Origin of the sequence: Burkholderia diffusa (assembly GCF_902499115.1) — a bacterium.
Classification (GTDB): Bacteria; Pseudomonadota; Gammaproteobacteria; order Burkholderiales; family Burkholderiaceae; genus Burkholderia; species Burkholderia diffusa.
Map to the genome: position 1 here is coordinate 29,834 of NZ_CABVPN010000018.1, position 25,562 is coordinate 55,395.

The window sequence follows — 25,562 nt, forward strand, 5'->3', positions numbered from 1 at the left end:
ATGACGGCGCTCGACCAGGCGCCGGTGCACGCAACGATGATCCGCGCGGCGGATCTCGTTGCGTCGCCGTGGAAGAACGGCGGCGGCGTGACGCGCGAAATCGGTGCGTTCCCGCCGGGCGCCGCGCTCGACGCGTTCGCCTGGCGCGTGAGCGTCGCGGACGTCGGCGCGGCCGGGCCGTTCTCGCGTTTCGACGGCGTCGACCGCACGCTCGTGTTGCTGTCCGGCGCGGGCATGACGCTCGCGGAAGCGGGCGGCGCACTTCACGTGCTCGACGCGCCGCTCGCCCGCGCGGATTTTGCCGGCGAAACGGCGATCGACGCGACGCTGCACGACGGCGCGACGCGCGACTTCAACCTGATGACGCGCCGTTCGGCCGCGCGCGGGACGGTCGACGTGTGGCCCGAAGGCACGCACCGCGTCGAGCGCGCCGATACCGTGCTGCTGTTCTGCGCGACCGGCGCGGTCGGCATCGAGATCGACGGCGCGCACTACGCACTGCAGGAAATGGACACGCTGCGGCTCGACGGGCCGCAGCGTGCGTTTGACGTCGTCGTGAGCGGAGGCGGCGCGCTGCTCGCCGTGTCGCTCGCCGTCGGCGAACGAGACTGAACGCATGAAACCGATTGTCTGGCATCACCTGAGGCTGTGTCCGCACGGCCATCCCGACGAAACGATCGACGACGCGGCGATCGCCGTCGACGAAACCGGCACGATCGTGTGGCTCGGCGCGTTTTCCGCGCTGCCGCACGGTTATGCGCACTGGCAGCGGGAAGACCTGCACGGCGCGTGGGTGACGCCGGGCCTCGTCGACTGCCATACGCACCTCGTGTACGGCGGCACGCGCGCCGACGAATTCGCGCAGCGTCTCGCCGGCGTCAGCTACGAGGAGATCGCGCAGCAGGGTGGCGGGATCGTGTCGACGGTGCGCGCGACGCGCGCGGCCGACGAGACGACGCTGTTCGTGCAGGCGGCCGCACGCCTGCAGCCGCTGCTCGCCGAAGGCGTGACCGCGATCGAGATCAAGTCGGGCTACGGGCTCGACCTCGCGAGCGAGCGCAAGATGCTGCGCGTCGCGCGCCAGCTCGGCGAGCGCTTTCCGGTCACGGTCTACACCACGTTCCTCGGCGCGCACGCGCTGCCGCCGGAATACGCGGGCCGCCCGGATGAATACATCGACGAAGTGTGTGGACGGATGCTGCCGGCACTCGCCGACGAAGGCCTCGTCGACGCCGTCGACGTGTTCTGCGAGCGCATCGGCTTCTCGCTCGCGCAGACCGAGCGCGTGTTCGAGGCCGCGACGCGGCGCGGCCTGCCGGTGAAGCTGCACGCGGAGCAGTTGTCGAACGCGGGTGGTACCGCGCTCGCCGCGCGTTATCGCGCGCTGTCCGCCGATCACCTCGAATTTCTCGACGAAGCCGGCATCGAGGCGATGAAGGCGGCCGGCACGGTCGCCGTGCTGTTGCCCGGCGCGTATTACTTCATTCGCGAAACGCAATTGCCGCCGATCGCGCTGCTGCGCAAGCATGGCGTGCCGATCGCGCTCGCGACCGATCACAACCCCGGCACATCGCCGCTCGAATCGTTGCTGCTGACGATGAACATGGGCTGCACGCTGTTCCGCATGACGGTGCCCGAGGTGCTGCAGGGCGTCACGCGCCATGCGGCCGCGGCACTCGGCCGCGCGGATCGTCACGGCGCGCTCGAGATCGGTCGCCAGGCCGATTTCGCGGCCTGGTCGGTCGGCTCGCTGTCGGAGCTCGCGTACTGGATCGGCCGGCCGCTGTGCGAGCAGGTCGTGCGCGGCGGTACGACCGTGTTTCGCCGGATGAACGGCTAGCCTTGCAACAGACGAGACTCACGATGACCGAAATGACGCTGTTCGCGGACCATGCCTGGCTGCCCGATGGCTGGCGCCGCAACGTGCTGCTGCGCTGGGACGCGGCCGGCACGCTGACCGACGTGACGCCCGATGCCGACGCGCCGGCCGGCGTCGCCCGCGCGGCAGGGCCCGTGCTGCCCGGCATGCCGAACCTGCATTCGCATGCGTTCCAGCGCGCGATGGCGGGTCTCACCGAATACCGCGCGAATCCCGCCGACAGCTTCTGGAGCTGGCGCGACCTGATGTACCGCTTCGCGCTGAAGATCACGCCCGACGCGCTCGCAGCGATCGCGCGCTGGCTGTACGTCGAGATGCTGAAATGCGGCTATACGTCGGTGTGCGAATTCCACTACGTGCATCATGCGCAGGACGGCTCGCGCTATCCGCAGATCGCGGAACTCGGCACGCGCGTGATCGACGCGGCCGGCTCGGCCGGCATCGGCATCACGATGCTGCCCGTGTCGTACCAGTTCGCCGGGTTCGGCAACAAGCCGGCGCGCGACGACCAGCGCCGCTTCATCAACACGCCGGACGGGCTGCTCGAACTGCTCGACGCGATGCGCCGCGTCGCGCCCGAGCACGGCGGGCTGCGCTACGGCGTCGCGCCGCACTCGCTGCGCGCGGTGTCCGAGAGCGGATTGCGCGTGCTGCTCGACGGCCTGCCCGACGATGCGCCCGTGCATATCCATATCGCCGAACAGACGGCCGAAGTCGACGATTGCGTGCGCGCTTACGGCGCGCGTCCCGTGCAATGGCTGCTCGATCGCTTCGATGTCGATGCGCGCTGGTGCCTCGTGCACGCGACGCACGTCGATGCGGCCGAAACGGCCGCGCTCGCGAAGCGTCATGCGGTGGCCGGCCTGTGCCTGACCACCGAGGCGAACCTTGGCGACGGCGTGTTCCCGGCCGTCGACTATCTCGCGCAGGGCGGCGTGATCGGCGTCGGCTCGGACAGCCATGCGTCGGTCGACTGGCGCTCGGAACTGCGCCTGCTCGAATACGGGCAGCGGCTCGTGCATCGCGCGCGCAACGTGCTCGCGAGCGACACGCAGGCGCATGTCGCCGACCGGCTGTTCGACGCGTCGCTCGCGGGCGGCGCGCAGGCCAGCGGGCGGCGCATCGGCGCGCTGCGTGAAGGCTGCCGCGCCGACTGGCTCGTGCTCGATCCCGATCATCCGGCGATCGCCGAACACGGCAGCGCGTCGTGGCTGTCGGGCGCGGTGTTCGCCGAGCACGGCGAGACGCCCGTGCTCGACGTCTACACCGGCGGTGAACGCGTCGTAAGTGGCCGCCGCCATCGCGACGAAGCCGTCGCGTATGCCGACTACCGCGCCGCGCTGGCGCAACTGCTGCGCTGAACGCGCGGCACCCGGCGCGCGCCGCGAGCGTGCGCCGGCAGACTCTTACGGTGATGCGACATGACTGAACAACCGGCTGTTTTCACGCTGAAGCAGGGCACGCTGCCGCTGCTGATCTCGATTCCGCACGCAGGCACCCACATTCCCGACGACATCGCCGCGACGATGACGCCCGACGCGCGCTTCGTCGACGATTGCGACTGGCACCTCGAGCGGCTGTACGGGTTCGCGGCGACGCTCGGCGCGTCGATCCTCGTGCCGTCGCACGCGCGTTACGTCGTCGACCTGAACCGTCCGCCCGACAACGAGAACCTGTACCCGGGGCAGGACACGACCGGGCTCGTGCCGGTCGACACGTTCGACAAGGCGCCGCTGTATCCGGCGAACGCGCTGCCCGGCAACGACGAGATCATGCGCCGTCGCGACCGCTACTGGCGCCCGTATCACGACGCACTGCAGGGCGAGATCGCGCGCCTGAAGCGCGAGCACGGCCGCGTGCTCGTGTGGGAAGCGCATTCGATCCGCTCGCATGTGCCGCGCTTCTTCGAAGGCCGCCTGCCGGACTTCAACTTCGGCACGTCGAATGGCGCGAGCGCCGCGCCCGGCCTCGCCGAGGCGCTGGCGGCGTGCGTGAGCGCTCACGGCGGCTATACGGCCGTCGCGAACGGGCGTTTCAAGGGCGGCTACATCACGCGTCACTACGGCGTGCCCGCCACCGGCGTCGAAGCCGTGCAGCTCGAGCTGTCGCAGATCACCTACATGGAGGAGACGCGTCCGTATGCGTACGACGAAGCGCGCGCCGCGCGGATCGTGCCGCTGCTGCAGACGCTCGTCGAAACCGCGCTCGCGCATCGCTGAGCCGCCGGCCCGCGTTGCGTGCGGCGGCGCGGCGCTACCGCGCGCCGCGGCCTGCCAGCGAACACCGCACGCGCCGACGCAGCGCACAAAACGGCATCGACCCGGCCGGTCGATGCCGTTTTTTTCGTCTGATCGATGTCGGGATCGATACCTGAAAATTTGACGCAATTTTTAGGTGATATAAGCTGAATGTCAGGAAGTCGTCACGCGCGCCGGCCGCGACCGCGTCGATCAGCGCCGCACCGCGCCGGAATCCGCTGCGAAACACTTGCCGACGTGTCGCCGCGCGGCATTGCCGCCTCCGCTTCATCGCGACACGTGTCCTGTCTTCATCAGTCAGTCGAGTACGATCGTGAAAGCCGCCAGCCCTTCGATATGCCGGACCCGAAGTCCGTCGGCGGGCGCGTCGCCTCAGGCCGGGCCGATCCGGCATGCTGATCGCGGCACGCGCGCCGCCCTCATACGCGAGCCTCGTCTCTTCGCTGTGTCCCATTGCAGCCTGCGCCGCTTCAATCTCGTGACCGCGCGCGTCTTCAGCGCGGTGCAGTGCGACGGCAGCGCTTCATTGTTGCCCTAGCGTCCGTTTCCGCCTTCGCATCGGGTCGCACCGTCCGTTGCCGCGCCGTTCGCGCGGCAGGATCGCGCTTGGGCGCGTGCGGCGCGACCGCGCGTTGCCATCGTCTCGCGCCCATGCACGCGTCGCATTTTCATCGTGGAGGCGATCATGCGACCGCGCCCGCTCGTAGCCGTCACCGCCGACCGCGTGATGCGCGGCGCCCATCCGAACCATACGGCCGGCGAGAAGTATCTCGTCGCGCTGGTCGACGGTGCCGGCGCGCTCGCCTTCGTGCTGCCCGCGCTCGGCACGCGCCAGCCGGTCGACGCGATCGTCGCGTCCATCGACGGGCTGCTGCTGACCGGCAGCTATTCGAACGTCGAGCCGCATCACTACGGTGGCCCGGCGAGCCCGCCCGACACGCTGCACGATCCTTCGCGCGATGCAACCGCGCTGCCGCTGATCCGCGCGGCGATCGACGCGGGCGTGCCCGTGCTCGCAATCTGCCGCGGTATGCAGGAGCTGAACGTCGCGTATGGCGGCACGCTGCATCAGCGGCTGCATGCGAGCGCGGGCTTCCACGATCATCGCGAGCGCGACGGCGATCCGCTCGAACGGCAGTACGGCCCCGCGCACCGCGTGCAGCTCGCGCCGGGCGGCCTGTTGCAACGGGTCGCGCGCGGCGCGCGCGACGCGATGGTCAATTCGCTGCACGACCAGGGCATCGCTCGGCTCGGTGCGGGGCTCGCGGTTGAAGCGAGCGCGCCCGACGGGCTGATCGAGGCCGTCAGCGTGCGCGGCGCGCGCGCGTTCGCGCTCGGCGTGCAGTGGCATCCCGAATGGCGCTTCGCGGAACAGCCGCTGGCGCGCGACATCTTCGCGGCATTCGGCGCGGCGTGCCGCGCGCGCATGACACACCGCATGCACGCGGCCGGCGGCACCGTGCCGTCGCCGGCCGCATCCGACATCGACTGAACGAGGCCGATCATGCAACCCGAACTGAGCGAATTCCTGCGTCAGCACCGCATCACCGAAGTCGAGGCGATCATTCCCGACATGGCCGGCATCGCGCGCGGCAAGATCATTCCGCGCAACAAGTTCGAGTCCGGCGAGTCGATGCGCCTGCCGCAGGCGGTGATGGTGCAGACCGTCACGGGCGACTATCCGGAAGACGGGTCGCTGACCGGCGTGACCGATCCCGACATGGTGTGCGTACCCGATCCGTCGACCATCTGCCTGATTCCGTGGGCCGTCGATCCGACCGCGCAGGTGATTCACGACTGCGTGCATTTCGACGGCTCGCCCGTCGAGATCTCGCCGCGCTACGTGCTGCGCCGCGTGCTCGACCTGTACAAGGCGAAAGGCTGGAAGCCCGTCGTCGCGCCCGAACTGGAGTTCTATCTGGTCGACATGAACGCCGACCCGGACCTGCCGTTGCGGCCGCCGGTCGGGCGCACGGGCCGCGCGGAGACGGGCCGTCAGTCGTATTCGATCGAGGCGGTCAACGAGTTCGATCCGCTGTTCGAGGACATCTACGAATACTGCGAGATGCAGGGCCTCGACATCGAGACGCTGATCCACGAAGTCGGCGCCGCGCAGATGGAGATCAACTTCGTGCACGGCGACGCGCTGTCGCTCGCCGACCAGGTGTTCCTGTTCAAGCGCACGGTGCGCGAGGCGGCGTTGCGCCACAACATGTACGCGACGTTCATGGCCAAGCCGATGGAGGGCGAGCCGGGCTCCGCGATGCATATCCACCAGAGCCTTGCCGATGCGCGCACCGGCCACAACCTGTTCGCCGACGAGGGCGGCGTCGTATCGCCGATGTTCCACAGCTATCTCGCGGGGCTGCAGAAGTACACGCCCGCGCTGATGCCGATCTTCGCGCCGTACATCAACTCGTACCGCCGACTGTCGCGCTTCATGGCCGCGCCGATCAACGTGCAGTGGGGCTACGACAATCGCACGGTCGGCTTCCGCATCCCGCAGTCGACGCCGGTCGCGCGGCGCATCGAAAACCGGATTCCGGGCGTCGACTGCAACCCGTACCTCGCATTCGCGGCGACGCTCGCGGCCGGGTATCTCGGTCTCACGCAGCAGCTCGCGCCGACCGAACCGATCGCGTCCGACGGCTACGACCTGCCGTACCAGCTGCCCCGCAATCTCGAGGAGGGCATCTCGCTGATGGCCGCGTGCACGCCGCTTGCCGACATTCTCGGCAACAAGTTCGTGAAGGCGTACCTGGCGCTGAAGGAAACCGAATACGAAGCGTTCTTCCGCGTGATCAGTTCGTGGGAACGCCGTCATCTCCTGCTGCACGTGTGAGCGTGCGGCATCGACCAGCGGAGGCAACATGACAGAACGCAGCGAAGCCGTCGCCGCACCCTCGACCGCCGAATACCGCGCGCTCGACGCCGCGCACCACATCCACCCGTTCTCGGACATGGGCGCACTCAACCGCGCGGGCAGCCGCGTGATCGTGAAGGCCGACGGCGTCTATCTGTGGGACTCGGACGGCAACAAGGTCATCGACGGGATGGCCGGCCTCTGGTGCGTCAACGTCGGCTACGGCCGCAAGGAACTCGCCGACGCCGCGTATCGCCAGCTCCAGGAACTGCCGTTCTACAACACGTTCTTCAAGACGACGCACCCGCCGGTGATCGAGCTTTCCGCGATGCTCGCGGAAGTGACGCCCGCTGGTTTCAACCACTTCTTCTATTGCAACAGCGGCTCGGAAGGCAACGACACCGTGCTGCGCCTCGTGCATCAGTACTGGCGCGTGCAGGGCAAGCCGCAGAAGAAATACGTGATCTCGCGCAAGAACGGCTACCACGGCTCGACGATCGCGGGCGGCACGCTCGGCGGGATGGGCTACATGCACGAGCAGATGCCGTCGAAGGTCGAGCACATCGTGCACATCGACCAGCCGTATTTCTTCGGCGAAGCGCAGGCCGGCGAGACGCCCGAGGCATTCGGCCTCGCACGCGCGCAGCAGCTCGAGGCGAAGATCCTCGAACTCGGCGCGGAGAACGTCGCGGCGTTCATCGGCGAGCCGTTCCAGGGCGCGGGCGGCGTGATCTTCCCGCCGTCGACGTACTGGCCGGAAATCCAGCGGATCTGCCGCAAGTACGACATCCTGCTCGTCGCCGACGAAGTGATCGGCGGCTTCGGCCGCACCGGCGAATGGTTCGCGCATCAGCACTTCGGCTTCGAGCCGGACCTGATCACGATGGCCAAGGGCCTGACGTCGGGTTACGTGCCGATGGGCGCGGTGGGCATCCACGAACGCATCGCGCGCCCGATCATCGACAACGGCGAATTCAATCACGGCCTCACGTACTCGGGCCATCCGGTCGCGGCGGCGGTGGCGGTCGCGAACCTGAAGCTGCTGCGCGACGAAGGGATCGTCGAGCGCGTCAAGCGTGACATCGGGCCGTATTTCCAGCGTCGGCTGCGGGAAGCGCTCGGCGATCATCCGATCGTCGGCGAGATCGCGGGGGTGGGGCTGGTCGCGGGTGTCCAGCTCGCGCGCGATCGTGAGCGGCGCGAGCGGTTCGACGCCAGCGTCGACGTCGGCACGATCTGCCGGGACTTCTGCTTCAACGGCAATCTGATCATGCGTGCGACCGGCGACCGGATGCTGCTGTCGCCGCCGCTCGTGATCCGGGAGGCGGAGGTCGACGAAATCGTCGACAAGGCGAAGCGCGCGTTCGATGCGACGGCGCAGCGGGTGAGGCGGGCAGGGTAGTCAGTCGTCGCGACGCTTCGATTGCATGTGGCCGAAGCGTCGCTGCCCGTCGAACTTGTTCGCGAGCGCAAGGAAGCGTGCAGGGGAGGCGCGCCGCAGCAGAAAGGCGGGCGCAAAACGAAAAGGGCCTGCGTCGTGAGACGCAGGCCCTTGAATTCTTTGGTGGGCGGTACTGGGATCGAACCAGTGACCCCTGCCGTGTGAAGGCAGTGCTCTACCGCTGAGCTAACCGCCCAAAGAAGCTGAAATTATGTCAGAGCTTTTCGGGTTCGTAAAGCACTTTCTTCAAATATTTTTCAGGCCGGTGCAAACAGTTCGTCAGCCGGCCGTCGACGGCTCGACGAGATCGAGGATCGAGCCGTCGCGCTTGAGTGTCGCGAGCACGATGCTCGAATTGATCGACATCACACCTGTCGCGCGGTGCAGGCGGTTGATCACGAAGTCGGAGTAGTGGTCGAGGTCGCGCGTCCGAACCGTCAGCACGTAGTTCGAGCCGCCCGTCACGATCTGCGCGGCGATGACTTCCGGCCACTCCTGGATCGCCTCCACGAACCGGTCGTGCCATTCGGGTACGTCCGGCCGCATCGACACATGCACGAGCGCCTCGAATGCGACGCCGACCTTCTTCGGCTCGATCGTGCAGCGGTAGCCCGAAATGACGCCGCGTTCCTCGAGCAACTTCACGCGCCGCAGGCACGCCGACGGCGACAGCGCGACCGCGTTCGCGAGGTCCTGATTGCTGATGCGTCCGTCCCGCTCGAGATGCCGCAGGATCCGCATGTCGGTTCGATCCAGATTCATTTCGCAGAATCCCGTAACTTTTGAGATGACAAGCGCAGACTCTACTGAAAAGGCGGCGATTCGTCATCGAAAAGTGAAGCTCATTCTATTTCGTCCTCGATAACATGCGCCCCATGCCTCGACCGCACGGCCTGACGCGCTGTCACGCCGCCGGCCGTATCGCCGCCTTCAACTCCTACCGTCATTGCGTCATGTACGAACACATTCCCGCCTATCCGGGCGACCCGATCCTGTCGCTGTTCCAGGCGTTCCAGCAGGATGCCCATCCGCACAAGGTCAACCTCAGCATCGGTCTCTACTACGACGACGCGGGCCGCATCCCCGTGCTGGAGAGCACGCGTCTCGCGGCCGAGCGCGTGCGCGAAGCTGGTGCGCCGCATACCTACCTGCCGATGGAAGGGCTTGCCGCGTATCGGCAGGGCGTGCAGCACCTCGTGTTCGGCGCCGACTGCGCGGCGCTCGCGCAAGGGCGCGTCGCGACGCTGCAGACGCTCGGCGGCTCGGGCGCGCTGCGGCTCGGCGCGGAATTCGTGAAGCGCTATTTCCCCGACAGCGCGATCTGGGTCAGCGATCCGACGTGGGACAACCATCGCGTGATCTTCGCGGCGGCCGGCCTCGACGTGCACACGTATCCGTATTACGACGCAGCGCGCAACGACCTGCGCGTCGACGCGATGCTCGCGGCGCTCGACGCGCTGCCCGCGCGCAGCATCGTGCTGCTGCAGCCGTGCTGCCACAACCCGACGGGCCTCGATCTCGGCCGCGACGCGTGGAACGGGGTGATCGATGTGCTCGCGCGCCGCGGACTGATTCCGTTCCTCGACATGGCGTACCAGGGCTTCGGCGACGGGCTCGACGACGACGCATGGGCCGTGCGCGCGATCGTCGAGGCGGGACTGCCGGCGATCGTCAGCAACTCGTTCTCGAAGAACTTCTCGCTGTACGGCGAGCGCGTCGGGGGGCTGTCGATCGTCTGCGCGAGCGCGGACGAAGCGGCGACGGTGCTGAGCCAGTTGCAGGCCGGCGTGCGCCGCACCTATTCGAGCCCGCCGCTGTTCGGCGCGCAGCTCGTGTCGGTCGTGCTGAACGACGACGTCCTGCGTGCGTGCTGGGAAGACGAGGTGGCCCAGGTGCGCACGCGCATCAAGCGGATGCGCGGCGCGCTGAAGGCGCGGCTCGACGCGCGCCTGCCGGCGCCCGCGTTCGATGCGCTCGTCACGCAGCGCGGCATGTTCAGCTACACGGGCATCGCCGCGAGCGACGTGGACCGGCTGCGCGCGTCACACGGCGTCTACTTGCTGCGCTCGGGCCGCATGTGCATCGCGGGCCTGAACGACGCGAACGTCGACCACGTCGCGAACGCGATCGCCGACGTGCTCGGCGGCACGTCGCGCCAGGCCGCTTGAGCGGCCGATCCCGAACCGAAGGAGGACACGATGGCAGACACCATCCCGGTCGACTTGCCCCAGCTCGCGCAGCCGTTCTCGTGGGCGACCCGCGCAGGCGGGCTGATGTTTACCGGCCATGGGCCGGTCGATGCGTCCGGCGCGATCGCCGGCGACACGATGGCCGAGCAGGCGCGCATCACGCTCGGCAATCTCGCGAAGGCCGTCGCGGCGGCGGGCGCGACGATGGACGACGTCGCGCAGGTGCTCGTCTACCTGTCCGACGTGAAGGCGATGCCCGAATTCGATGCCGAATACCGGCGTCATTTCCGCGAGCCGTATCCGAACCGCACGTGCGTGGGCGTGCAGGGCTTCGCGCACCCTGACATGCGCGTCGAACTCGTCGCGTATGTCGCGCTGCCGGCGGCACGCGGCTAGCCGGCACACGACTTCGCGACGATTGCAGCACCCACGATTACCGACAAGCACCACCCCCCCCGACAAACATCAAATATTCAGACAAGGATGGAGACGAAGAAGATGAGTATCACTCGATTCGCACTACCGACGATAGCGGGCCTGCTCGCCGCAAGCGGCGCGATGGCGCAGAGCAGCGTGACGCTGTACGGCATCGTCGATCAGAGCATTCGCTACACGACGCATGCGAACGCGTCGAACGACGCGAGCGTTCAGATGACCAACGGCGCGATCACCAACAGCCGCTGGGGCCTGAAGGGCAGCGAAGCGCTCGGCGGCGGGCTGAAGGCGATCTTCCAGCTCGAGAGCGGCTTCGAGCCGCAGAACGGGCAACTCGACGGCGCGCTGTTCGGCCGCTATGCGTATGTCGGCCTGGCGAGCGACTGGGGCACCGTGAGGCTCGGCCGGCAGGCGACCGAGGCGTTCAACCTGTTCGGCGATCTCGATCCGCTGACGGTCGGCAACTACACGGCCAACATGTGGCCGTACTTCCTCACGCAGGGCCGTGCGAGCAACGTGGTCAGCTACGACGGCATGTTCGGCGGGCTGAACGTCGGCGCGAGTTACGGCTTCGGCGGCGTCGCGGGCAGCCTCGGCGCGAATGCGTACTGGGGTACGCACGTGTCGTACACGCTCGGCGGGCTCATGGTCGGCGCGACCTACCAGCAGGTGCGCGACCTGAACAGCCGTGCGCAGCAGGCATGGGGCGCGGGCGCGCGCTACGCGTTCGGCGCGGCGACGCTGTACGCGGGCTATCTCGGCGGCATCGATCGCACGGGCATGCTCGACCGGCAACTGCTGAACGCGCCGGGCCGCGACGTGACCTACGGTTCGTTCGCAGACAATCCGCGCCGCGACGCGATCTTCTATACCGGTGCGAGCGTGAAGGTCACGCCAGCGGTGTCGGTGACCGGCGTCGCGTACTACGACGACATCCGCAACGTCAACGGCATCGCAGGTAACGGCGGCAAGCGCTATACGGGCGTGCTCGAGGCCGAGTACGCTCTGTCGAAGGCAACGCAGGTCTACGCGACGGTCGACTACAACCGCGTGACCGGCGGCGCGTTCACCGAAATGCCCGGACGCGGCAACCAGACGGGTATCGCGGCCGGCTTGCGCCACATGTTCTGAGCACGCGGCGCGCGGTGGCCGGTGCGGTCCGGCACCGGTCCGTGCGCCGTCGACGTTTCGACCGGACACACGCTTTCGAACGAGGTCATTCGATGCAACCAGAAGGGCAATTCCAGCACATCGCGGCGCGCGAGCAGGGTCTGCGCCGCACGCTTTCCGCACGGCAGATGGCGATGATCGCGATCGGCGGTGCGATCGGCACGGGTCTCTTTCTCGGCAGCGGGTTCGCGATCGGCTTTGCCGGCCCGAGCGTGCTCGTCAGCTACGCGATCGGCGCGTTCATCTCGCTGTTGCTGATGGGCTGTCTCGCGGAGATGACGGTCGCGCACCCGACCTCCGGGTCGTTCGGCGCGTACGCCGAACATTACGTGAGCCCGTGGGCCGGGTTCCTCGTGCGCTATGCGTACTGGGCGTGCATCGTGCTTGCGGTCGGCACCGAAGTCACCGCGATCGCGCTGTACATGAAGTACTGGTTCCCGGGCGTACCGGGCTGGCTGTGGATCGTCGGCTTCTCGGCGCTGCTCGTGTTCGTCAACGCGCGCAGCGTCGACGTGTTCGGCGCGGTCGAATACGGCTTCTCGGTCGTGAAGATCGCGGCGATCGTCGGCTTCATCGTGCTGGGCGCTTGCGTCGTGTTCGGTAATCCGGCGCTGGTCGGCGACGGCGCGGCCGGCGCGGGCTTCCACCATTACACCGAGCATGGCGGCTTCTTCCCGAAGGGGATGTGGGGAATGTGGGTCGCGGTGATCGTGTCGATCTTCAGCTACCTGAGCATCGAGATGATCGCGGTCGCGGCGGGCGAGGCGGAAGATCCCGAGCGCGCGGTGACGCGCGCGTTCCGCTCGACGATCGTGCGGCTCGTGCTGTTCTACCTCGTCACGCTCGCGCTGATGCTCGCGATCGTGCCGTGGACGGCGGCGGGGCGCGACGAGAGCCCGTTCGTGAAGGTGATGGAGGCGATCCACCTGCCGGGAGCGGCCGGGCTGATCAACTTCGTCGTACTGATCGCCGCGCTGTCCGCGATGAACAGCCAGCTCTACATCACGACGCGGATGATGTTCAGCCTGTCGCGCGCGGGTCACGCGCCGAAGGCGCTCGGCGAGGTGAACGCGCGCGGCGTGCCGTTCGGCGCGCTGATGCTTTCGACGCTTGGCATCGCGCTCGCGACGGTCCTGAGCGTGCTGTATCCGGACGCGTCGTTCACGATCATGATGTCGGTGTCGATGTTCGGCGCGCTGTTCACGTGGATGATGATCTTCGTCACGCATTACTGCTTCCGGCGGCGTCGCGCGGCGCTTGGCCTGCCGGCGCCCGCGTTCCGGATGCGCGGCTTTCCGCTGCTGACGCTGCTCGGCGCGGTGCTGATGCTCGCGGTGATGGTGACGACGTACTTCACGGCCGAGTTCCACATGACGCTGATCTTCGGCATTCCGTTCCTTTTCGCGCTGTCCGTCGTGTACGCGGTGTGGTATCGGCGCGCGCAGCCGGTGCTGCAGCCGGAAGCGAAGTAGCGGAGAAGTGCCGGCGCCCGATCAGCCCGCGAGCGCGGGCAGCGCGTCGATCGACGCGCGCACGTAGTCGGCGAAGCGCAGCGCGACCGGTTCGGCGGTGCCGCTGCGCTTCAACTCCAGCGTGCGCGATTCGAGCGACGCATCCTTCAGCGGCCGGAACACGAGCCGGTCGCTCTTCACCTGCTGCAGCACGCGCGGCACGAGCGCGATGCCCATCCCGAATTCGATCATCGACAGGATCGTCTGCCACAGCCGCGCCTCATGACGGATCAGCGGGCTGAATCCCGCGTTCACGCATTGCGCGATGATCAGGTCGTGATAGTGCGGCGCCGCGTCGCGCGGAAACAGGATGAACGGTTCCGCGGCCAGCGCGGCGAGTGTGACCTGCCGGCGCCGCGCGAGCGGATGCGCGGCCGGCAGGCAGCACACGAACGGTTCGGCGTAGACGGGCGCCGATTCGACCTCGGGCGGGCAGTGGCCCCAGTGCGCGTAGCCGAGATCGATCTGGCCGCGCTGGATCGCCTGCACCTGCGCCTGCGTGTTCATCTCGCTCAGCACGATCTCGACGCTCGGATAGTCGGCCTCGAAGCGCCGCACGGCATCGGGCAGCCCGCGATACAGCATCGAATGGACGAAGCCGATCCGCAGCCGGCCGGCGAGACCGGACGCCGAGCGCACCGTGAGACGCTCGGCCTCGGCCGCCTGCAGCAGCAGCCGGCGCGCTTCGCCGAGCAGCACGGCGCCCGCGTTGGTCAGTGCGACCGTCTTGTTGGTGCGGGAAAAAAGCTGCACGCCGAGCGCATCCTCGAACTTGCGGATGTCGAAGCTCAGCGCCGGCTGCGAGATGAACAGGCGCTTCGCCGCGCGCCCGAAATGCAGTTCCTCGGCGACCGCCACGAAGTAGCGCAACTGCCTCAGTTCCATGGTGTCTCCTCCCCGCATCGGCATCGATAAGCGTCGTCTATCGTACCGGATAAATCCTGTATTGGACGCTTATCGATCGCGCGCCTACGCTCTGCTGAACGTCTGGCACCCGCCGGCCGCGCCGCCACGGCGCGGGCACCGGCCGGCAGCCGGGCCACCATGGAGACGCATGCATGAACGACATCGCTCGCACGCCGGACACCGGCGCGGCCAACAACATCCCCGATAGCCGGGGCATCAATTTCTTCACGGCCGATCCCGACCTCGGCGCGTTGCTGAAGCTGCATCTCGGTGCGACCCGATACGCGGAACTCGAACCGCAGCTGCACGCGCTCGGCGCGCGCGTGGCGGGCGAACTCGACGCGTGGGCGTCGCGCGCGGACAAGCATCCGCCCGTGCTCGAGCATCGCAACCGGCGCGGCGAAGCCGTGCAGCGGATCGACAAGGATCCCGCGTATGTCGCGCTCGAACGGGTCGCCTATTCGGAACTCGGGCTCGCGGCGCTGAGCCACCAGCCCGAGGCGGTGGCGCCGCTCGTCAAGTACGCGCTGACGTTCCTGTTCGTCCAGGCGGAATTCGGGCTGTGCTGCCCGGTCAGCATGACCGATTCGCTGACGCGCACGCTGCGCCGTTTCGGGGATCGGGCGCTCGTCGAGCAGTATCTGCCGATGCTCGCGTCGCGCGATTTCGACACGCTGTTCCAGGGCGCGATGTTCATGACCGAGCAGGCGGCCGGTTCCGACGTCGGCCGCATCGCGACGCGCGCGGTGCGCGAAACCGACGCGCAGGGCGGGGCGGTGTGGCGCCTGTACGGCGACAAGTGGTTCTGCTCGAACGCGGACGCCGACCTGGCGATGGTGCTCGCGCGCCCCGACGGCGCGCCGGACGGCATCAAGGGCCTCGCGCTGTTCCTGTTGCCGAAGACGCTGCGGGACGGCACGCGCAACCGCTACCGGATCGTACGACTGAAGGACAAGCTCGGCAGCCGTTCGATGGCGAGCGGCGAGATCGCGCTCGAAGGCGCGCAGGCTTACCTGATCGGCGAGATCGGTCGCGGTTTCCACCAGATGGCCGACATGATCAACATGTCGCGGCTGTCGAACGGCGTGCGCGCGGCCGGACTGATGCGGCGCGCGCTGAACGAGGCCCTGCACGTCGCCGCGCATCGCGAGGCGTTCGGCCGCAAGCTGATCGAGATGCCGCTGATGCAGCGTCAGCTGATGAAGATGCTGCTGCCCGCCGAGGCCGCGCGCGCGATGTTCATGCAGATCGCGATGCTGCTGCCTCAGGCCGACGCGGGCAACGAGCAGGCTGCACGCTGCGTGCGCATCCTGACGCCGCTGATCAAGTTCCGCGCGTGCCGCGATGCGCGTCGCGTGACGGGCGACGCGATGGAGGTGCGCGGCGGCACCGGCTACATCGAGGAATGGGGCGATGCGCGTCTCGTGCGCGACGCGCATCTCGGCTCGATCTGGGAAGGCACCAGCAACATCGTGGCGCTCGACGTCGCGCGCGCCGCGCAGCGCGAGCAGGCGCTCGACGCGCTGCGCACGTTCCTCGGCGACCGGCTCGGCGCGGCGCCGCTGCCCGACGCGAGCCGCGCGGCGCTGCGGCGCATTCTCGTGCGCGCGTGCGATGCGCTCGCACGGGTTGCGGCTGAAGGCGACGACGCGCGCGTGCGGCAGGCTGCGTCGGCGCTTTACTACGCGAGCGCGGCCGTGCTGATGGCGTGCGAGGGCGCAGAGCTCGCACCCGATTACCGGCGCCTCGCGCTCGCGCACTTGATCGTGCGTCACAAGCTGCTGCCGGTCGACCCGCTCGCACCGGCGTCGCGCGACGACGAAGCGGCGGCGTTCGACGCGCTGCTGCGCGGCACGACGGTGCCGCTCGACATGGCGCTCGACCTGCTGCCGGAGGTCGAACGATGAGCGCGACGGAAGCGATGAACGCGCCGCGCGGCACACTTGACGGCCTGAAGATAGTCGACTTGAGCCGCGTGCTCGGCGGTCCGTACTGCACGCAGGCGCTCGCCGATCACGGCGCGACGGTGATCAAGATCGAGCCGCCGGGCGGCGACGAGACGCGCGGCTGGGGGCCGCCTTTCCTCGGCGACACCGCGTGGTACTTCATGGGCGTGAACCGCAACAAGGAAGGGCTCGCGCTCGACCTGTCCCGCGACGAAGGGCGCGCGATCCTGTGGCGCCTGCTGGAGGACGCCGACGTGCTCGTCGAGAACTTCAAGCCAGGCACGCTCGCGCGCTGGGGGATGGACTATGCGCGCGACCTGCAGCCGCGTTTCCCGCGCCTGATCCACTGCGCGGTGACGGGCTTCGGCGAGGATGGGCCGCTCGGCGGGTTGCCCGGCTACGACGCGGTGATCCAGGCGATGGCCGGGCTGATGAGCGTCAATGGCGAGCGCGACGGCGACGCGATGCGCATCGGGTTGCCGATCGTCGACATGGTCACGGGGCTCAACGCGCTTGCCGGCATCCTGCTGGCGCTCGCGGAGCGCGAGAAGAGCGGGCTGGGGCAGTCGATCGACATCGCGCTGTACGACTGCGGCGTGTCGCTGCTGCATCCGCACCTGCCGAACTTCTTCGGATCGGGGCGCGTGCCCGAGCGCAGCGGCAACGCGCATCCGAACATCGCGCCGTACGACAGCTACCGCACGGCGACGGCGCCGATCTTTCTCGCGGTCGGCAACGACCGGCAGTTCGCGCGTCTTGTCGCGTATCTCGGCGCGCCGGCGCTCGCGGGCGATCCGCGCTTCGCCGACAACCGCAGCCGCTGCGCGCACCGGCTCGAGCTGAAGGTCGAGCTCGAGGCACGGCTCGCCGCCCATCCGTGCGAGCCGCTGGCGCGCGACCTGATGGCGGCGGGCGTACCGTGCGGGCCGGTGCGCACGGTCGCCGATGTCGCGCGCGACCCGCATGCGCTGCACCGCGCGTTGTTCGTCGAGATCGGCGCATATCGCGGCACCGCCTCGCCGGTGAAGCTGTCGCGCACGCCGGCGACCTATCGTTCGCCGCCACCCGCGCTCGGCCGCGACACGCGCGCGGTGCTCGACCGCCTCGGCGTCGATCCCGCGCTCCAGCAGCAACTGCTCGACGCCGGCGTGCTGAAGGTCGCGCCGGACCCGGCGTGACCGGCCGGGTGGCGCTCGCACGCGAGCATCCTCGGCCGACGCATCGCAGGGAAAAGCAGCGCAACGCAAGGCAACTCAAAGCGCAGTAAAGCACCACCGCCAGCCGGCGGCGCAAGGCCGGCCATCCGGCAAGGCGCGCGACAGTCGCGCCGCCGATCACGAACATGGAGACATCGATGAGCCGTCCGCAATCCCCATCCGCCGCGCAGCCGCGGCCTGGCCGTGCCGCCCTCGCGGCGTTCGTCGGCACCACGATCGAGTGGTACGACTTCTACATCTACGGCACGGCCGCGGCGCTCGTGTTCGGCAAGGTGTTCTTTTCCCGCACGATGGATCCGGGCGTCGCGACGCTGCTCGCGTTCGTCACGTTCTGGGCCGGCTTCGCCGCGCGGCCGCTCGGCGGCATCGTGTTCGGGCATCTCGGCGACCGCGTCGGCCGCAAGACGGCGCTCGTGATCACGCTGGTGATGATGGGGCTCGCGACGACGGGCATCGGCCTGTTGCCCGGCTATGCGTCGATCGGCGTGTGGGCGCCCGCGGGCCTCGTCGTGCTGCGCGTGCTGCAGGGCATCGCGGTCGGCGGCGAGTGGGGCGGCGCGGTGCTGATCGCGAGCGAGAATGCGCCGAAGCATCGCAGCATCCTCTATGCGGCGTTCGCGCAGCAGGGCTCGCCCACCGGCAACCTACTCGCCACCGCCGCGTTCTTCGCGCTCAGCACGCTGCCGACGCCGTCGTTCCTGATGTGGGGCTGGCGCATTCCGTTCCTGCTGTCGGCCGTGCTCGTGATCATCGGCATGGTGATCCGGCTGCGGCTCGAGGAGTCGATCGACATGCAGCGCGTGCTCGCACGCAAGCGCACGGTGAAGCGGCCGCTGCGCGACGTCGTGCGCGACCACTGGCCCGTCGTGCTGCTCGCGGCCGGCACGCTGCCGGTGATCAACGTCACGTATTTCCGCAGCACGTTCGCACTGTCGTGGGCGACGAAGGAGCTCGGCTACGCGCAGGGCACGTTCCTCGGCATCCTGTCGATCTCGCTCGTCGTGCAGTTCCTGATGCAGCCGGTCGGCGCGTGGTTCGTGTCGAAGGTCGACATGCGGCGCGCGATGTGCTGGATCCTGATTCCCGAGATCGTGCTGATGCCCGTGATGTTCCATGCGCTCGCGACGCGTTCGTACTGGGTCGCCGTCGCGGGCATGTGCATCTCGACGATTCCGTCGGCGATGTTCTACGGCGCGGTCGGCGGCGTGCTCGCGCGCGTGTTTCCGGCCAACATCCGCTATACGGGCCTGTCTCTCGCGTATCAGTTGAGCGCGCTCGTCGTCGGCGGCGGCACGCCGGTGCTCGCGCAGGCGATCCTCAATGCGACGGGCAGCATCGTCGGCGTCGCGATCGCATCGGGGCTGTACGCGCTCGTGTCGCTCGCGTGCATGCTGGCGCTGCTGAATCGCACCGGGTATCGCGCGGACGAGCTGTCGAGCGCCGAGCGCAGCGATGCGGCCGAATGGGGCACCGAAGGCGCGAGCGCTGAAAGTCCGGCCGGCGAGACCGCGCAGGCGGGCGACCGCGGTGCGTTGAAACCGGCGGGTTGAATCCGCCGGGCCGGCGTGACGTGCCGATTCGGCGGCAGCGAACGCGCCGGCCGGATCGCATCGACCCGATTCCGCCCTCCCAAAAGCAAACGGCACCGTGCGATACACGGTGCCGTTTGCTTGGCTTCTCGTCGCTGCCGGTGCGACCGGCGTGCGCGATTCGCGGTGCTTCAGCCTTCCGTCGGCGGCACGTAGCCGGATGCCTGGTCCGCGCCGTCGCCGAAGAAGTACTTCTCGGTCTGCTTCATCAGGTACTGGCGCGCACGCGGGTCGGCCATGTTCAGGCGGTTTTCGTTGATCAGCATCGTCTGCTGCTTCAGCCAGCCTTGCCACGCTTCCTTCGAGACGCTCTCGTAAATGCGCTTGCCGAGTTCGCCCGGCAGCGGCGGGAAATCGAGGCCTTCGGCTTCCTTGCCGAGCTTCGCGCATTGGATCATTCGAGCCATCGTGTACTTCTCCTGTAATCGGTGTCTGGGGGGAAGGGCAGTCGTGCCTGCGCTCAGAGCTGCTTCATCAGCACGAGCGACTTGCGCTGCCAGTTATAGAGTTTGCGACGGTCTTCCGGCAGGTCGTCGACGCTGACCTTGACGAAGCCGCGCTTGAGGAACCAGTGCTCGGTGCGCGTCGTGAGCACGAAGATGTGCGTGAGGCCGCGCGCGCGGGCGCGCTGCTCGATGCGCTTGAGCAGGCGTTCGCCGTCGCCCGAGCCCTGTGCTTCCGGCGCGACCGTCAGGCACGCCATCTCGCCGATCTTTTCCTGCTGGTACGGGTACAGCGCCGCGCAGCCGAACAGCACGCCATCGTGCTCGATCACCGAGAAGTGGTCGATGTCGCGTTCGATCTGGTGGCGGCCGCGCCGCACCAGCGTGCCGTCCGACTCGAGCGGCTCGATCAGCGACAGGATGCCGCCGACGTCGTCCGGCGTCGCTTCGCGGAGGCTCTCGAGGTTCTCGTACGAGATCATCGTGCCGACGCCGTCGTGCAGGAACAGTTCGAGCAGCATGCTGCCGTCGAGCGACTGCGGAATCAGGTGGGCGCGGGTCACGCCGCCGCGGCATGCGCGGATCGAGTGCTTCAGGAAGAACGCATCGTCGCCCTGGATGTTGCCGGAATCGAGCAGCTCGGCGGCCGCGTCGAGCGACATTTCGCGGATCAGCCCGCCTTCGTCGTCGACGATGCCGGGCGCTTCGGTCAGGAAGATGATCTTGTCGGCGCGCAGCGCGATCGCGGCGGCCGACGCGACGTCTTCCATCGACAGGTTGAACGCCTCGCCGGTCGGCGAGAAGCCGAGCGGCGACAGCAGCACGAGCTTGCGGCTCGCGAGCGAATGACGGATCGATTCGGCGTCGATCTTGCGCACGATGCCCGTGTGCGCGAAATCGACCCCGTCGAGAATCCCCACTGGCCGTGCGGTCACGAAGTTGCCGGACACGACGCTGATGTGCGCGTGCGCCATCGGCGAGTTCGGCAGACCCTGGCTGATCGCTGCCTCGATGTCGAGACGCACTTCGCCGGCCGCTTCCTTCGCGGATTCGAGCGCGCGCGCATCGGTGATGCGCAGCCCGTGCGAAAACTCGGATTCGACACCGTGCAGGCTCAGCTGCTCCTCGACCTGCGGCCGCGAGCCGTGCACGAGCACGATCTGGATGCCCATCGCCTGCAAGAGCGCGATGTCGGACACGAGCGCATTCAGCAGCCCCTGCTGCACCACCTCGCCGCCGAACCCCACGACGAACGTGCTGTTGCGGAACTTGTGGATATAGGGCGCGACGGAGCGCATCCAGTCGACGAACTGCGCGTGGCTGGCGGCCGAATCGTCGGCGGCCGGCGGCGTCGCGGCGCCGGTCTGGGCGGGTGGGAGGTCGGTTTGGGAATTCATGGGCGGGATTATAATGCGCCCCCATGTCGAATGTACCTAAAAGTCCCGCGCCGACGCGGGCCAAAGCGCCGTCGGCCCGGCACCCGGAGGGTGCGGCCGATGCGCGTCAGCAGCAGGGCCAGCCGGCGCGCCAGCAGCAACAGCGGGCGGGTCAGCCGCCGCGCGGCGACGAGCGGCGCCGCGAACCGGGCCAGCCGGCCGCGCAGGGCGCACCACAGGCCGCCGGCGAGCGCGCGCCGCGCCGCGAACGTCCGCCGCGCGCAGCCGTCGCGCCCAATCCCGTTCCGCTGATCACCTACCCCGAAAGCCTGCCCGTGTCGGGCAAGCGCGACGAAATCGCGCGCGCGATCGCCGGTCATCAGGTCGTCATCGTTTGCGGTGAAACGGGTTCGGGCAAGACCACCCAGTTGCCGAAGATCTGTCTCGATCTCGGCCGCGGCCTCGGCGCCGGCGGCACCGGCCTGATCGGCCATACGCAGCCGCGGCGCCTGGCCGCGTCGTCGACCGGCCGGCGGATCGCCGAGGAGCTCGGCACGCCGTTCGGCGAGGTGGTCGGCTACAAGGTGCGCTTCACCGACAATCTCGCGCCGGGCGCGTCCGTCAAGCTGATGACGGACGGGATCCTGCTCGCCGAGACGCAGACCGATCCGCTGCTGAAGGCGTACGACACGCTGATCATCGACGAGGCGCACGAGCGCAGCCTGAACATCGACTTCCTGCTCGGCTACCTGAAGGAAATCCTGCCGAGGCGGCCGGACCTGAAGCTGATCGTCACGTCCGCGACGATCGACGCCGACCGCTTCGCGCGCCATTTCGGCACCGACGAGCGCCCGGCGCCCGTGATCGAGGTGAGCGGGCGGCTGTATCCGGTCGAGATGCGCTACCGGCCGGTGGCCGAGGATCGCCCGGCCGTGAAGAACGCCGAAGGCACGGGCGGCCGCGATCGCGTGAAGACCGCGCGCGAGGCCGAACGCGACCTGATGGACGCGATCGTCGACGCGGTCGACGAACTGTGCCGCGAAGGCCCCGGCGACGTGCTGGTGTTCCTGCCCGGCGAGCGCGAGATCCGCGAGGCGGCCGAGGCGCTGCGCAAGCATCATCCGCCGCATACCGAGATCCTGCCGCTGTTCGCGCGGCTGTCGGCGGCCGACCAGGACAAGGTGTTCAAGGCGTCGAACGCACGCCGCATCGTGCTCGCGACCAACGTGGCCGAAACGTCGCTGACGGTGCCGGGCATCCGCTACGTCGTCGACACCGGTCTCGCGCGGGTGAAGCGCTATTCGTACCGGAACAAGGTCGAGCAGCTGCAGGTGGAGTCGATCTCGCAGGCCGCCGCGAACCAGCGCGCGGGCCGCTGCGGCCGGGTGGCCGACGGCGTCTGCATCCGCTTGTACGAGGAAAGCGACTACCAGGCGCGCGCGCGTTTCACCGATCCGGAAATCCTGCGCTCGTCGCTCGCGTCGGTGATCCTGCGGATGAAGTCGCTGCACCTGACGGCGATCGAATCGTTCCCGTTCCTCGAGCCGCCGCCCGGCCGCGCGATCGCGGACGGCTACCAGCTGCTCAACGAACTCGGCGCGGTCGACGACGACAACGCGCTGACGCCGCTCGGCCGCGAACTCGCGCGGCTGCCGCTCGATCCGCGCGTCGGCCGGATGATTCTCGCCGCGCGCGACCAGCAGTCGCTGCGCGAGGTGCTGATCATCGCGAGCGCGCTGTCCGTGCAGGACCCGCGCGACCGTCCGATCGAGGCGCAGGAGCAGGCCGACCAGGCGCACCGCCGGTTCGCCGACGAGCGCTCCGAATTCCTCCAGTGGCTGAAGATCTGGGCGTGGTTCGAAGAAGCCGTCGCGCACAAGAAGTCGAACCGCCAGCTGGTCGACGCGTGCCGGCAGAACTTCCTGTCGCACCTGCGGCTGCGCGAATGGCGCGATGTCCATTCGCAGCTGCTGACGGTCGTGCGTGAGCACGGCTGGCGGCTCAACGAGGTCGAAGCGACCTATGAACAGGTCCATCTGGCCCTGTTGACGGGCCTGCTCGGCAACCTCGGCATGAAGGCCGACGACGATCCGCACTACCTCGGTGCGCGCGGGATCAAGTTCTACCTGTGGCCGGGTTCGGCGCTCGCGAAGAAGGCCGGCCGCTGGGTGATGGCGGCCGAACTCGTCGAGACGAGCCGGCTGTATGCGCGCTGTCTCGCGAAGATCGAGCCGGAGTGGGTCGAGAAGATCGGCGCGCACCTCTTGAAGAAATCGCTGTCGGAGCCGCACTGGGAAAAGCGTCCCGCGCAGGTCAGCGCGTTCGAGCGCGCGACGCTGTACGGGCTGCCGATCTACCACCGCCGCCGCGTCGCGTTCGGCAAGCAGGATCCGGCGCGGGCGCGAGAGCTGTTCATCCGCGGCGCGCTGGTCGAGGGCGAGTTCGACACGAAGCTGCCGTTCTTCGCGCACAACCGCAAGCTGCTCGCCGACATCGAGCAGCTCGAGCACAAGTCGCGCCGCCAGGACGTGCTGGTCGACGACGAGCTGATCTACGCGTACTACGACCAGGCGATTCCGGAGGGAATCCACACGGGCGCCGCGTTCGAGCGCTGGTATCGCGACGAGGCGAAGAAGGGCGGTCAGGCAGAGGAGAAGCAGCGCCTGCTGTACCTGTCGCGCGACGACCTGATGCGCCACGAGGCGGCCGGCGTGACGACCGAGCTGTTCCCGAAGCGCGCGACGATGGCCGGTGTCGAGATGGCGCTCACGTATCATTTCGAGCCCGGCACGCCGCGCGACGGCGTGACGCTCGCGGTGCCGCTGTACGCACTGAACCAGGTCGACGCGCGCCGCTGCGAATGGCTTGTGCCGGGGATGCTGAAGGAAAAGGTGCAGTTGCTCCTGAAGTCGCTGCCGCAGAAGCTGCGCCGGCACTGTGTGCCGCTGCCCGAATACGCGGCCGGCTTCGTCGAGCGGACGGGCCGCGAGCGCTTCGGCGCGGGCGGCCTCGTCGAGGCGCTGATCGCCGACGTGCGCGGCGAGACCCAGGTCGCGATGAAGACGGCCGACTTCAAGCTCGAGACGTTGCCCGCGCACCTGTTCATGAACTTCAAGGTGATCGACGAGCATGGCCGCCAGCTCGCGATGGGGCGCAATCTCGCGCAACTGCGCCAAGAGCTCGGCGCGCAGGCGCAGCAGCAGTTCCAGAAGATCGCGGCGGCATCGACGATCGCGCCGGGCGGCGAAGCGGGCGACGGCGATGCGGGTGACGCGCCGGCGCTCGCCGCGGTGGCGGGTTCGGCGGCGAAGGGCGGCAAGCCGGGCAAGGGCGCGGCGCCGCACACGGCCGCCCCGGCGGAAGCCGGCGCGACCGCGCTGTACGAGAACCTGACGACGTGGAACTTCGGCAAGCTCCCCGAGCTGCTGGAGATCCGCCGCCGTGGCCAGACACTGTACGGCTATCCCGCGCTCGTCGATCGCGGCACGCATTGCGACGTCGAGGTGTTCGACTCGCCGGAGGAGGCCGCGCGGATCCACCGGGCCGGTTTGCGGCGACTGTTCGCGCTGCAGCTGAAGGAGCCGATCAAGTTCCTCGAGAAGAACCTGCCGGGGCTGCGCGAGATGGCGATGCAGTACATGTCGCTCGGCACGCAGGACGAGCTGCGCGACCAGCTGATCGACACGGCGCTCGACCGCGCGTGCCTGCAGGATCCGCTGCCCGACGACGACGCGAGCTTCCACGCGCGCCGCGACGAGGGCCGGAGCCGCCTGAACCTGCTCGCGCAGGAGATCGCGCGGCTCGTCGGGCAGATCCTCGCCGAGTATGCGGGGCTTGCGAAGAAGCTCGCGCAGGCGAAGCCGTTCGCGCAGGCTCACGCCGATCTGCAGCAGCAGCTCGCTGCGCTGGTCGGCAAGCGCTTCGTGATCGACACGCCTTACGTGCAGCTTGCACACTTCCCGCGCTACCTGAAGGGCATCGCGCTGCGGATCGACAAGCTGAAGGCCGACCCGGCGCGCGACGCGAAGCAGTCCGGCGAGCTGCTGCCGCTCGTCCAGCAGTATCAGCGCGCGGTGTCGCAGCGCGGCGGCGTCGCCGATCCGCGCCTCGCGGAATTCCGCTGGCTGCTGGAGGAGCTGCGAATTTCGCTGTTCGCGCAGGAACTGCGCACGCCGATGCCTGTCTCTGTCAAGCGTCTGCACAAGGTGTGGGAGTCGATGCAGCGCTAGTGCAACGGCGATCGGCCGGGCCCGCACCGGTTGCAGGTCCCGGCCGCTCCAAGGCGCCGGCCGCATGGCAGCCGCGACCTGCGTCGAAGTGGCGCAATGCCGCCTCAGGT

At 68.6% G+C, this 25,562-nt stretch carries 19 protein-coding genes and 1 tRNA gene; 15 read left to right on the plus strand and 5 right to left on the minus strand.

Annotated elements, in window-relative coordinates; translation table 11 throughout:
- The 7 genes from BTE28158_RS19115 (at nucleotide 1) to BTE28158_RS19145 (ending at nucleotide 8,402) form a co-directional block, all read left to right on the plus strand.
- A complete protein-coding gene (locus tag BTE28158_RS19115) occupies nucleotides 1-612 on the plus strand; it encodes a HutD/Ves family protein (RefSeq protein ID WP_151051513.1) in 612 nt (203 codons plus the stop codon).
- 4 nt (nucleotides 613-616) lie between these two features.
- A complete protein-coding gene (gene hutI / locus BTE28158_RS19120) occupies nucleotides 617-1,840 on the plus strand; it encodes an imidazolonepropionase (protein ID WP_124629727.1) in 1,224 nt (407 codons plus the stop codon).
- A 23-nt stretch (nucleotides 1,841-1,863) separates the two neighbouring features.
- Complete coding sequence (locus BTE28158_RS19125; protein WP_151051515.1) at nucleotides 1,864-3,240, plus strand: formimidoylglutamate deiminase; 1,377 nt, start codon at nucleotides 1,864-1,866, stop codon at nucleotides 3,238-3,240.
- 60 nt (nucleotides 3,241-3,300) lie between these two features.
- Entirely contained in the window at nucleotides 3,301-4,098 is a 798-nt protein-coding gene (gene hutG / locus BTE28158_RS19130; protein ID WP_059678634.1) for an N-formylglutamate deformylase, read from the plus strand.
- Between the two features lie 724 nt (nucleotides 4,099-4,822).
- Complete coding sequence (locus tag BTE28158_RS19135) at nucleotides 4,823-5,629, plus strand: gamma-glutamyl-gamma-aminobutyrate hydrolase family protein (protein WP_151051517.1); 807 nt, start codon at nucleotides 4,823-4,825, stop codon at nucleotides 5,627-5,629.
- A gap of 12 nt (nucleotides 5,630-5,641) precedes the next feature.
- On the plus strand, nucleotides 5,642-6,979 hold the full coding sequence (locus BTE28158_RS19140; RefSeq protein ID WP_059599064.1) for a glutamine synthetase family protein: 1,338 nt from the start codon (nucleotides 5,642-5,644) through the stop codon (nucleotides 6,977-6,979).
- Between the two features lie 28 nt (nucleotides 6,980-7,007).
- The gene (locus tag BTE28158_RS19145) at nucleotides 7,008-8,402 is read left to right on the plus strand and encodes an aspartate aminotransferase family protein (protein WP_174920019.1); all 1,395 of its coding nucleotides are present in this window, start codon (nucleotides 7,008-7,010) and stop codon (nucleotides 8,400-8,402) included.
- Nucleotides 8,403-8,562: 160 nt separating this feature from the next.
- Here BTE28158_RS19145 and BTE28158_RS19150 read toward each other — a convergent pair.
- Both BTE28158_RS19150 and BTE28158_RS19155 read right to left on the minus strand, forming a co-directional pair.
- A tRNA-Val gene (locus tag BTE28158_RS19150) sits at nucleotides 8,563-8,637 on the minus strand.
- Nucleotides 8,638-8,720: 83 nt separating this feature from the next.
- A complete protein-coding gene (locus tag BTE28158_RS19155) occupies nucleotides 8,721-9,203 on the minus strand; it encodes an Lrp/AsnC family transcriptional regulator (RefSeq protein ID WP_151052014.1) in 483 nt (160 codons plus the stop codon).
- 191 nt (nucleotides 9,204-9,394) lie between these two features.
- Between BTE28158_RS19155 and BTE28158_RS19160 the strand changes: the two genes are divergently transcribed.
- From BTE28158_RS19160 to BTE28158_RS19175, 4 genes are all read left to right on the plus strand, one after another.
- The gene (locus BTE28158_RS19160; protein ID WP_151052018.1) at nucleotides 9,395-10,609 is read left to right on the plus strand and encodes an amino acid aminotransferase; all 1,215 of its coding nucleotides are present in this window, start codon (nucleotides 9,395-9,397) and stop codon (nucleotides 10,607-10,609) included.
- Between the two features lie 30 nt (nucleotides 10,610-10,639).
- Nucleotides 10,640-11,026: a RidA family protein gene (locus tag BTE28158_RS19165; protein ID WP_059608436.1), complete on the plus strand. Its 387-nt coding sequence runs from the start codon at nucleotides 10,640-10,642 to the stop codon at nucleotides 11,024-11,026.
- Between the two features lie 102 nt (nucleotides 11,027-11,128).
- Nucleotides 11,129-12,196: a porin gene (locus BTE28158_RS19170; protein ID WP_275404648.1), complete on the plus strand. Its 1,068-nt coding sequence runs from the start codon at nucleotides 11,129-11,131 to the stop codon at nucleotides 12,194-12,196.
- A gap of 92 nt (nucleotides 12,197-12,288) precedes the next feature.
- Nucleotides 12,289-13,707 (plus strand): amino acid permease, encoded by a 1,419-nt coding sequence (locus tag BTE28158_RS19175; RefSeq protein WP_151052010.1) that lies wholly within the window; start codon nucleotides 12,289-12,291, stop codon nucleotides 13,705-13,707.
- 21 nt (nucleotides 13,708-13,728) lie between these two features.
- Here BTE28158_RS19175 and BTE28158_RS19180 read toward each other — a convergent pair whose 3' ends face one another.
- On the minus strand, nucleotides 13,729-14,631 hold the full coding sequence (locus BTE28158_RS19180) for a LysR family transcriptional regulator (protein ID WP_059608433.1): 903 nt from the start codon (nucleotides 14,629-14,631) through the stop codon (nucleotides 13,729-13,731).
- Nucleotides 14,632-14,804: 173 nt separating this feature from the next.
- On the opposite strand from BTE28158_RS19180, the gene BTE28158_RS19185 reads away from it, so the two are divergent.
- From BTE28158_RS19185 to BTE28158_RS19195, 3 genes are all read left to right on the plus strand, one after another.
- On the plus strand, nucleotides 14,805-16,559 hold the full coding sequence (locus BTE28158_RS19185) for an acyl-CoA dehydrogenase family protein (RefSeq protein ID WP_174920021.1): 1,755 nt from the start codon (nucleotides 14,805-14,807) through the stop codon (nucleotides 16,557-16,559).
- 14 nt (nucleotides 16,560-16,573) lie between these two features.
- Entirely contained in the window at nucleotides 16,574-17,776 is a 1,203-nt protein-coding gene (locus tag BTE28158_RS19190) for a CaiB/BaiF CoA transferase family protein (protein ID WP_151052370.1), read from the plus strand.
- Nucleotides 17,777-17,952: 176 nt separating this feature from the next.
- Complete coding sequence (locus BTE28158_RS19195) at nucleotides 17,953-19,365, plus strand: MFS transporter (RefSeq protein ID WP_151052368.1); 1,413 nt, start codon at nucleotides 17,953-17,955, stop codon at nucleotides 19,363-19,365.
- Nucleotides 19,366-19,535: 170 nt separating this feature from the next.
- Here the strand turns inward: BTE28158_RS19195 and BTE28158_RS19200 are convergent, their stop codons facing one another.
- Complete coding sequence (locus BTE28158_RS19200) at nucleotides 19,536-19,811, minus strand: oxidative damage protection protein (protein WP_006478357.1); 276 nt, start codon at nucleotides 19,809-19,811, stop codon at nucleotides 19,536-19,538.
- 53 nt (nucleotides 19,812-19,864) lie between these two features.
- Nucleotides 19,865-21,244: an amino-acid N-acetyltransferase gene (gene argA / locus BTE28158_RS19205; protein ID WP_044847668.1), complete on the minus strand. Its 1,380-nt coding sequence runs from the start codon at nucleotides 21,242-21,244 to the stop codon at nucleotides 19,865-19,867.
- A gap of 23 nt (nucleotides 21,245-21,267) precedes the next feature.
- On the opposite strand from argA, the gene hrpA reads away from it, so the two are divergent.
- Entirely contained in the window at nucleotides 21,268-25,452 is a 4,185-nt protein-coding gene (gene hrpA / locus BTE28158_RS19210) for an ATP-dependent RNA helicase HrpA (protein ID WP_174920023.1), read from the plus strand.
- Nucleotides 25,453-25,562 lie beyond the last annotated feature (110 nt).

Bases quoted from the DNA above. Each gene is read 5' to 3' on its own strand.
- BTE28158_RS19200 (WP_006478357.1), bottom strand. From the start codon at position 19,811: ATGGCTCGAATGATCCAATGCGCGAAGCTCGGCAAGGAAGCCGAAGGC.
- BTE28158_RS19165 (WP_059608436.1), top strand. From the start codon at position 10,640: ATGGCAGACACCATCCCGGTCGACTTGCCCCAGCTCGCGCAGCCGTTC.
- hutI (WP_124629727.1), top strand. From the start codon at position 617: ATGAAACCGATTGTCTGGCATCACCTGAGGCTGTGTCCGCACGGCCAT.
- BTE28158_RS19115 (WP_151051513.1), top strand. From the start codon at position 1: ATGACGGCGCTCGACCAGGCGCCGGTGCACGCAACGATGATCCGCGCG.
- BTE28158_RS19185 (WP_174920021.1), top strand. From the start codon at position 14,805: ATGAACGACATCGCTCGCACGCCGGACACCGGCGCGGCCAACAACATC.
- BTE28158_RS19135 (WP_151051517.1), top strand. From the start codon at position 4,823: ATGCGACCGCGCCCGCTCGTAGCCGTCACCGCCGACCGCGTGATGCGC.
- hutG (WP_059678634.1), top strand. From the start codon at position 3,301: ATGACTGAACAACCGGCTGTTTTCACGCTGAAGCAGGGCACGCTGCCG.
- BTE28158_RS19160 (WP_151052018.1), top strand. From the start codon at position 9,395: ATGTACGAACACATTCCCGCCTATCCGGGCGACCCGATCCTGTCGCTG.
- BTE28158_RS19125 (WP_151051515.1), top strand. From the start codon at position 1,864: ATGACCGAAATGACGCTGTTCGCGGACCATGCCTGGCTGCCCGATGGC.
- hrpA (WP_174920023.1), top strand. From the start codon at position 21,268: ATGTCGAATGTACCTAAAAGTCCCGCGCCGACGCGGGCCAAAGCGCCG.
- argA (WP_044847668.1), bottom strand. From the start codon at position 21,244: ATGAATTCCCAAACCGACCTCCCACCCGCCCAGACCGGCGCCGCGACG.
- BTE28158_RS19145 (WP_174920019.1), top strand. From the start codon at position 7,008: ATGACAGAACGCAGCGAAGCCGTCGCCGCACCCTCGACCGCCGAATAC.
- BTE28158_RS19190 (WP_151052370.1), top strand. From the start codon at position 16,574: ATGAACGCGCCGCGCGGCACACTTGACGGCCTGAAGATAGTCGACTTG.
- BTE28158_RS19195 (WP_151052368.1), top strand. From the start codon at position 17,953: ATGAGCCGTCCGCAATCCCCATCCGCCGCGCAGCCGCGGCCTGGCCGT.
- BTE28158_RS19170 (WP_275404648.1), top strand. From the start codon at position 11,129: ATGAGTATCACTCGATTCGCACTACCGACGATAGCGGGCCTGCTCGCC.
- BTE28158_RS19140 (WP_059599064.1), top strand. From the start codon at position 5,642: ATGCAACCCGAACTGAGCGAATTCCTGCGTCAGCACCGCATCACCGAA.
- BTE28158_RS19175 (WP_151052010.1), top strand. From the start codon at position 12,289: ATGCAACCAGAAGGGCAATTCCAGCACATCGCGGCGCGCGAGCAGGGT.
- BTE28158_RS19180 (WP_059608433.1), bottom strand. From the start codon at position 14,631: ATGGAACTGAGGCAGTTGCGCTACTTCGTGGCGGTCGCCGAGGAACTG.
- BTE28158_RS19155 (WP_151052014.1), bottom strand. From the start codon at position 9,203: ATGAATCTGGATCGAACCGACATGCGGATCCTGCGGCATCTCGAGCGG.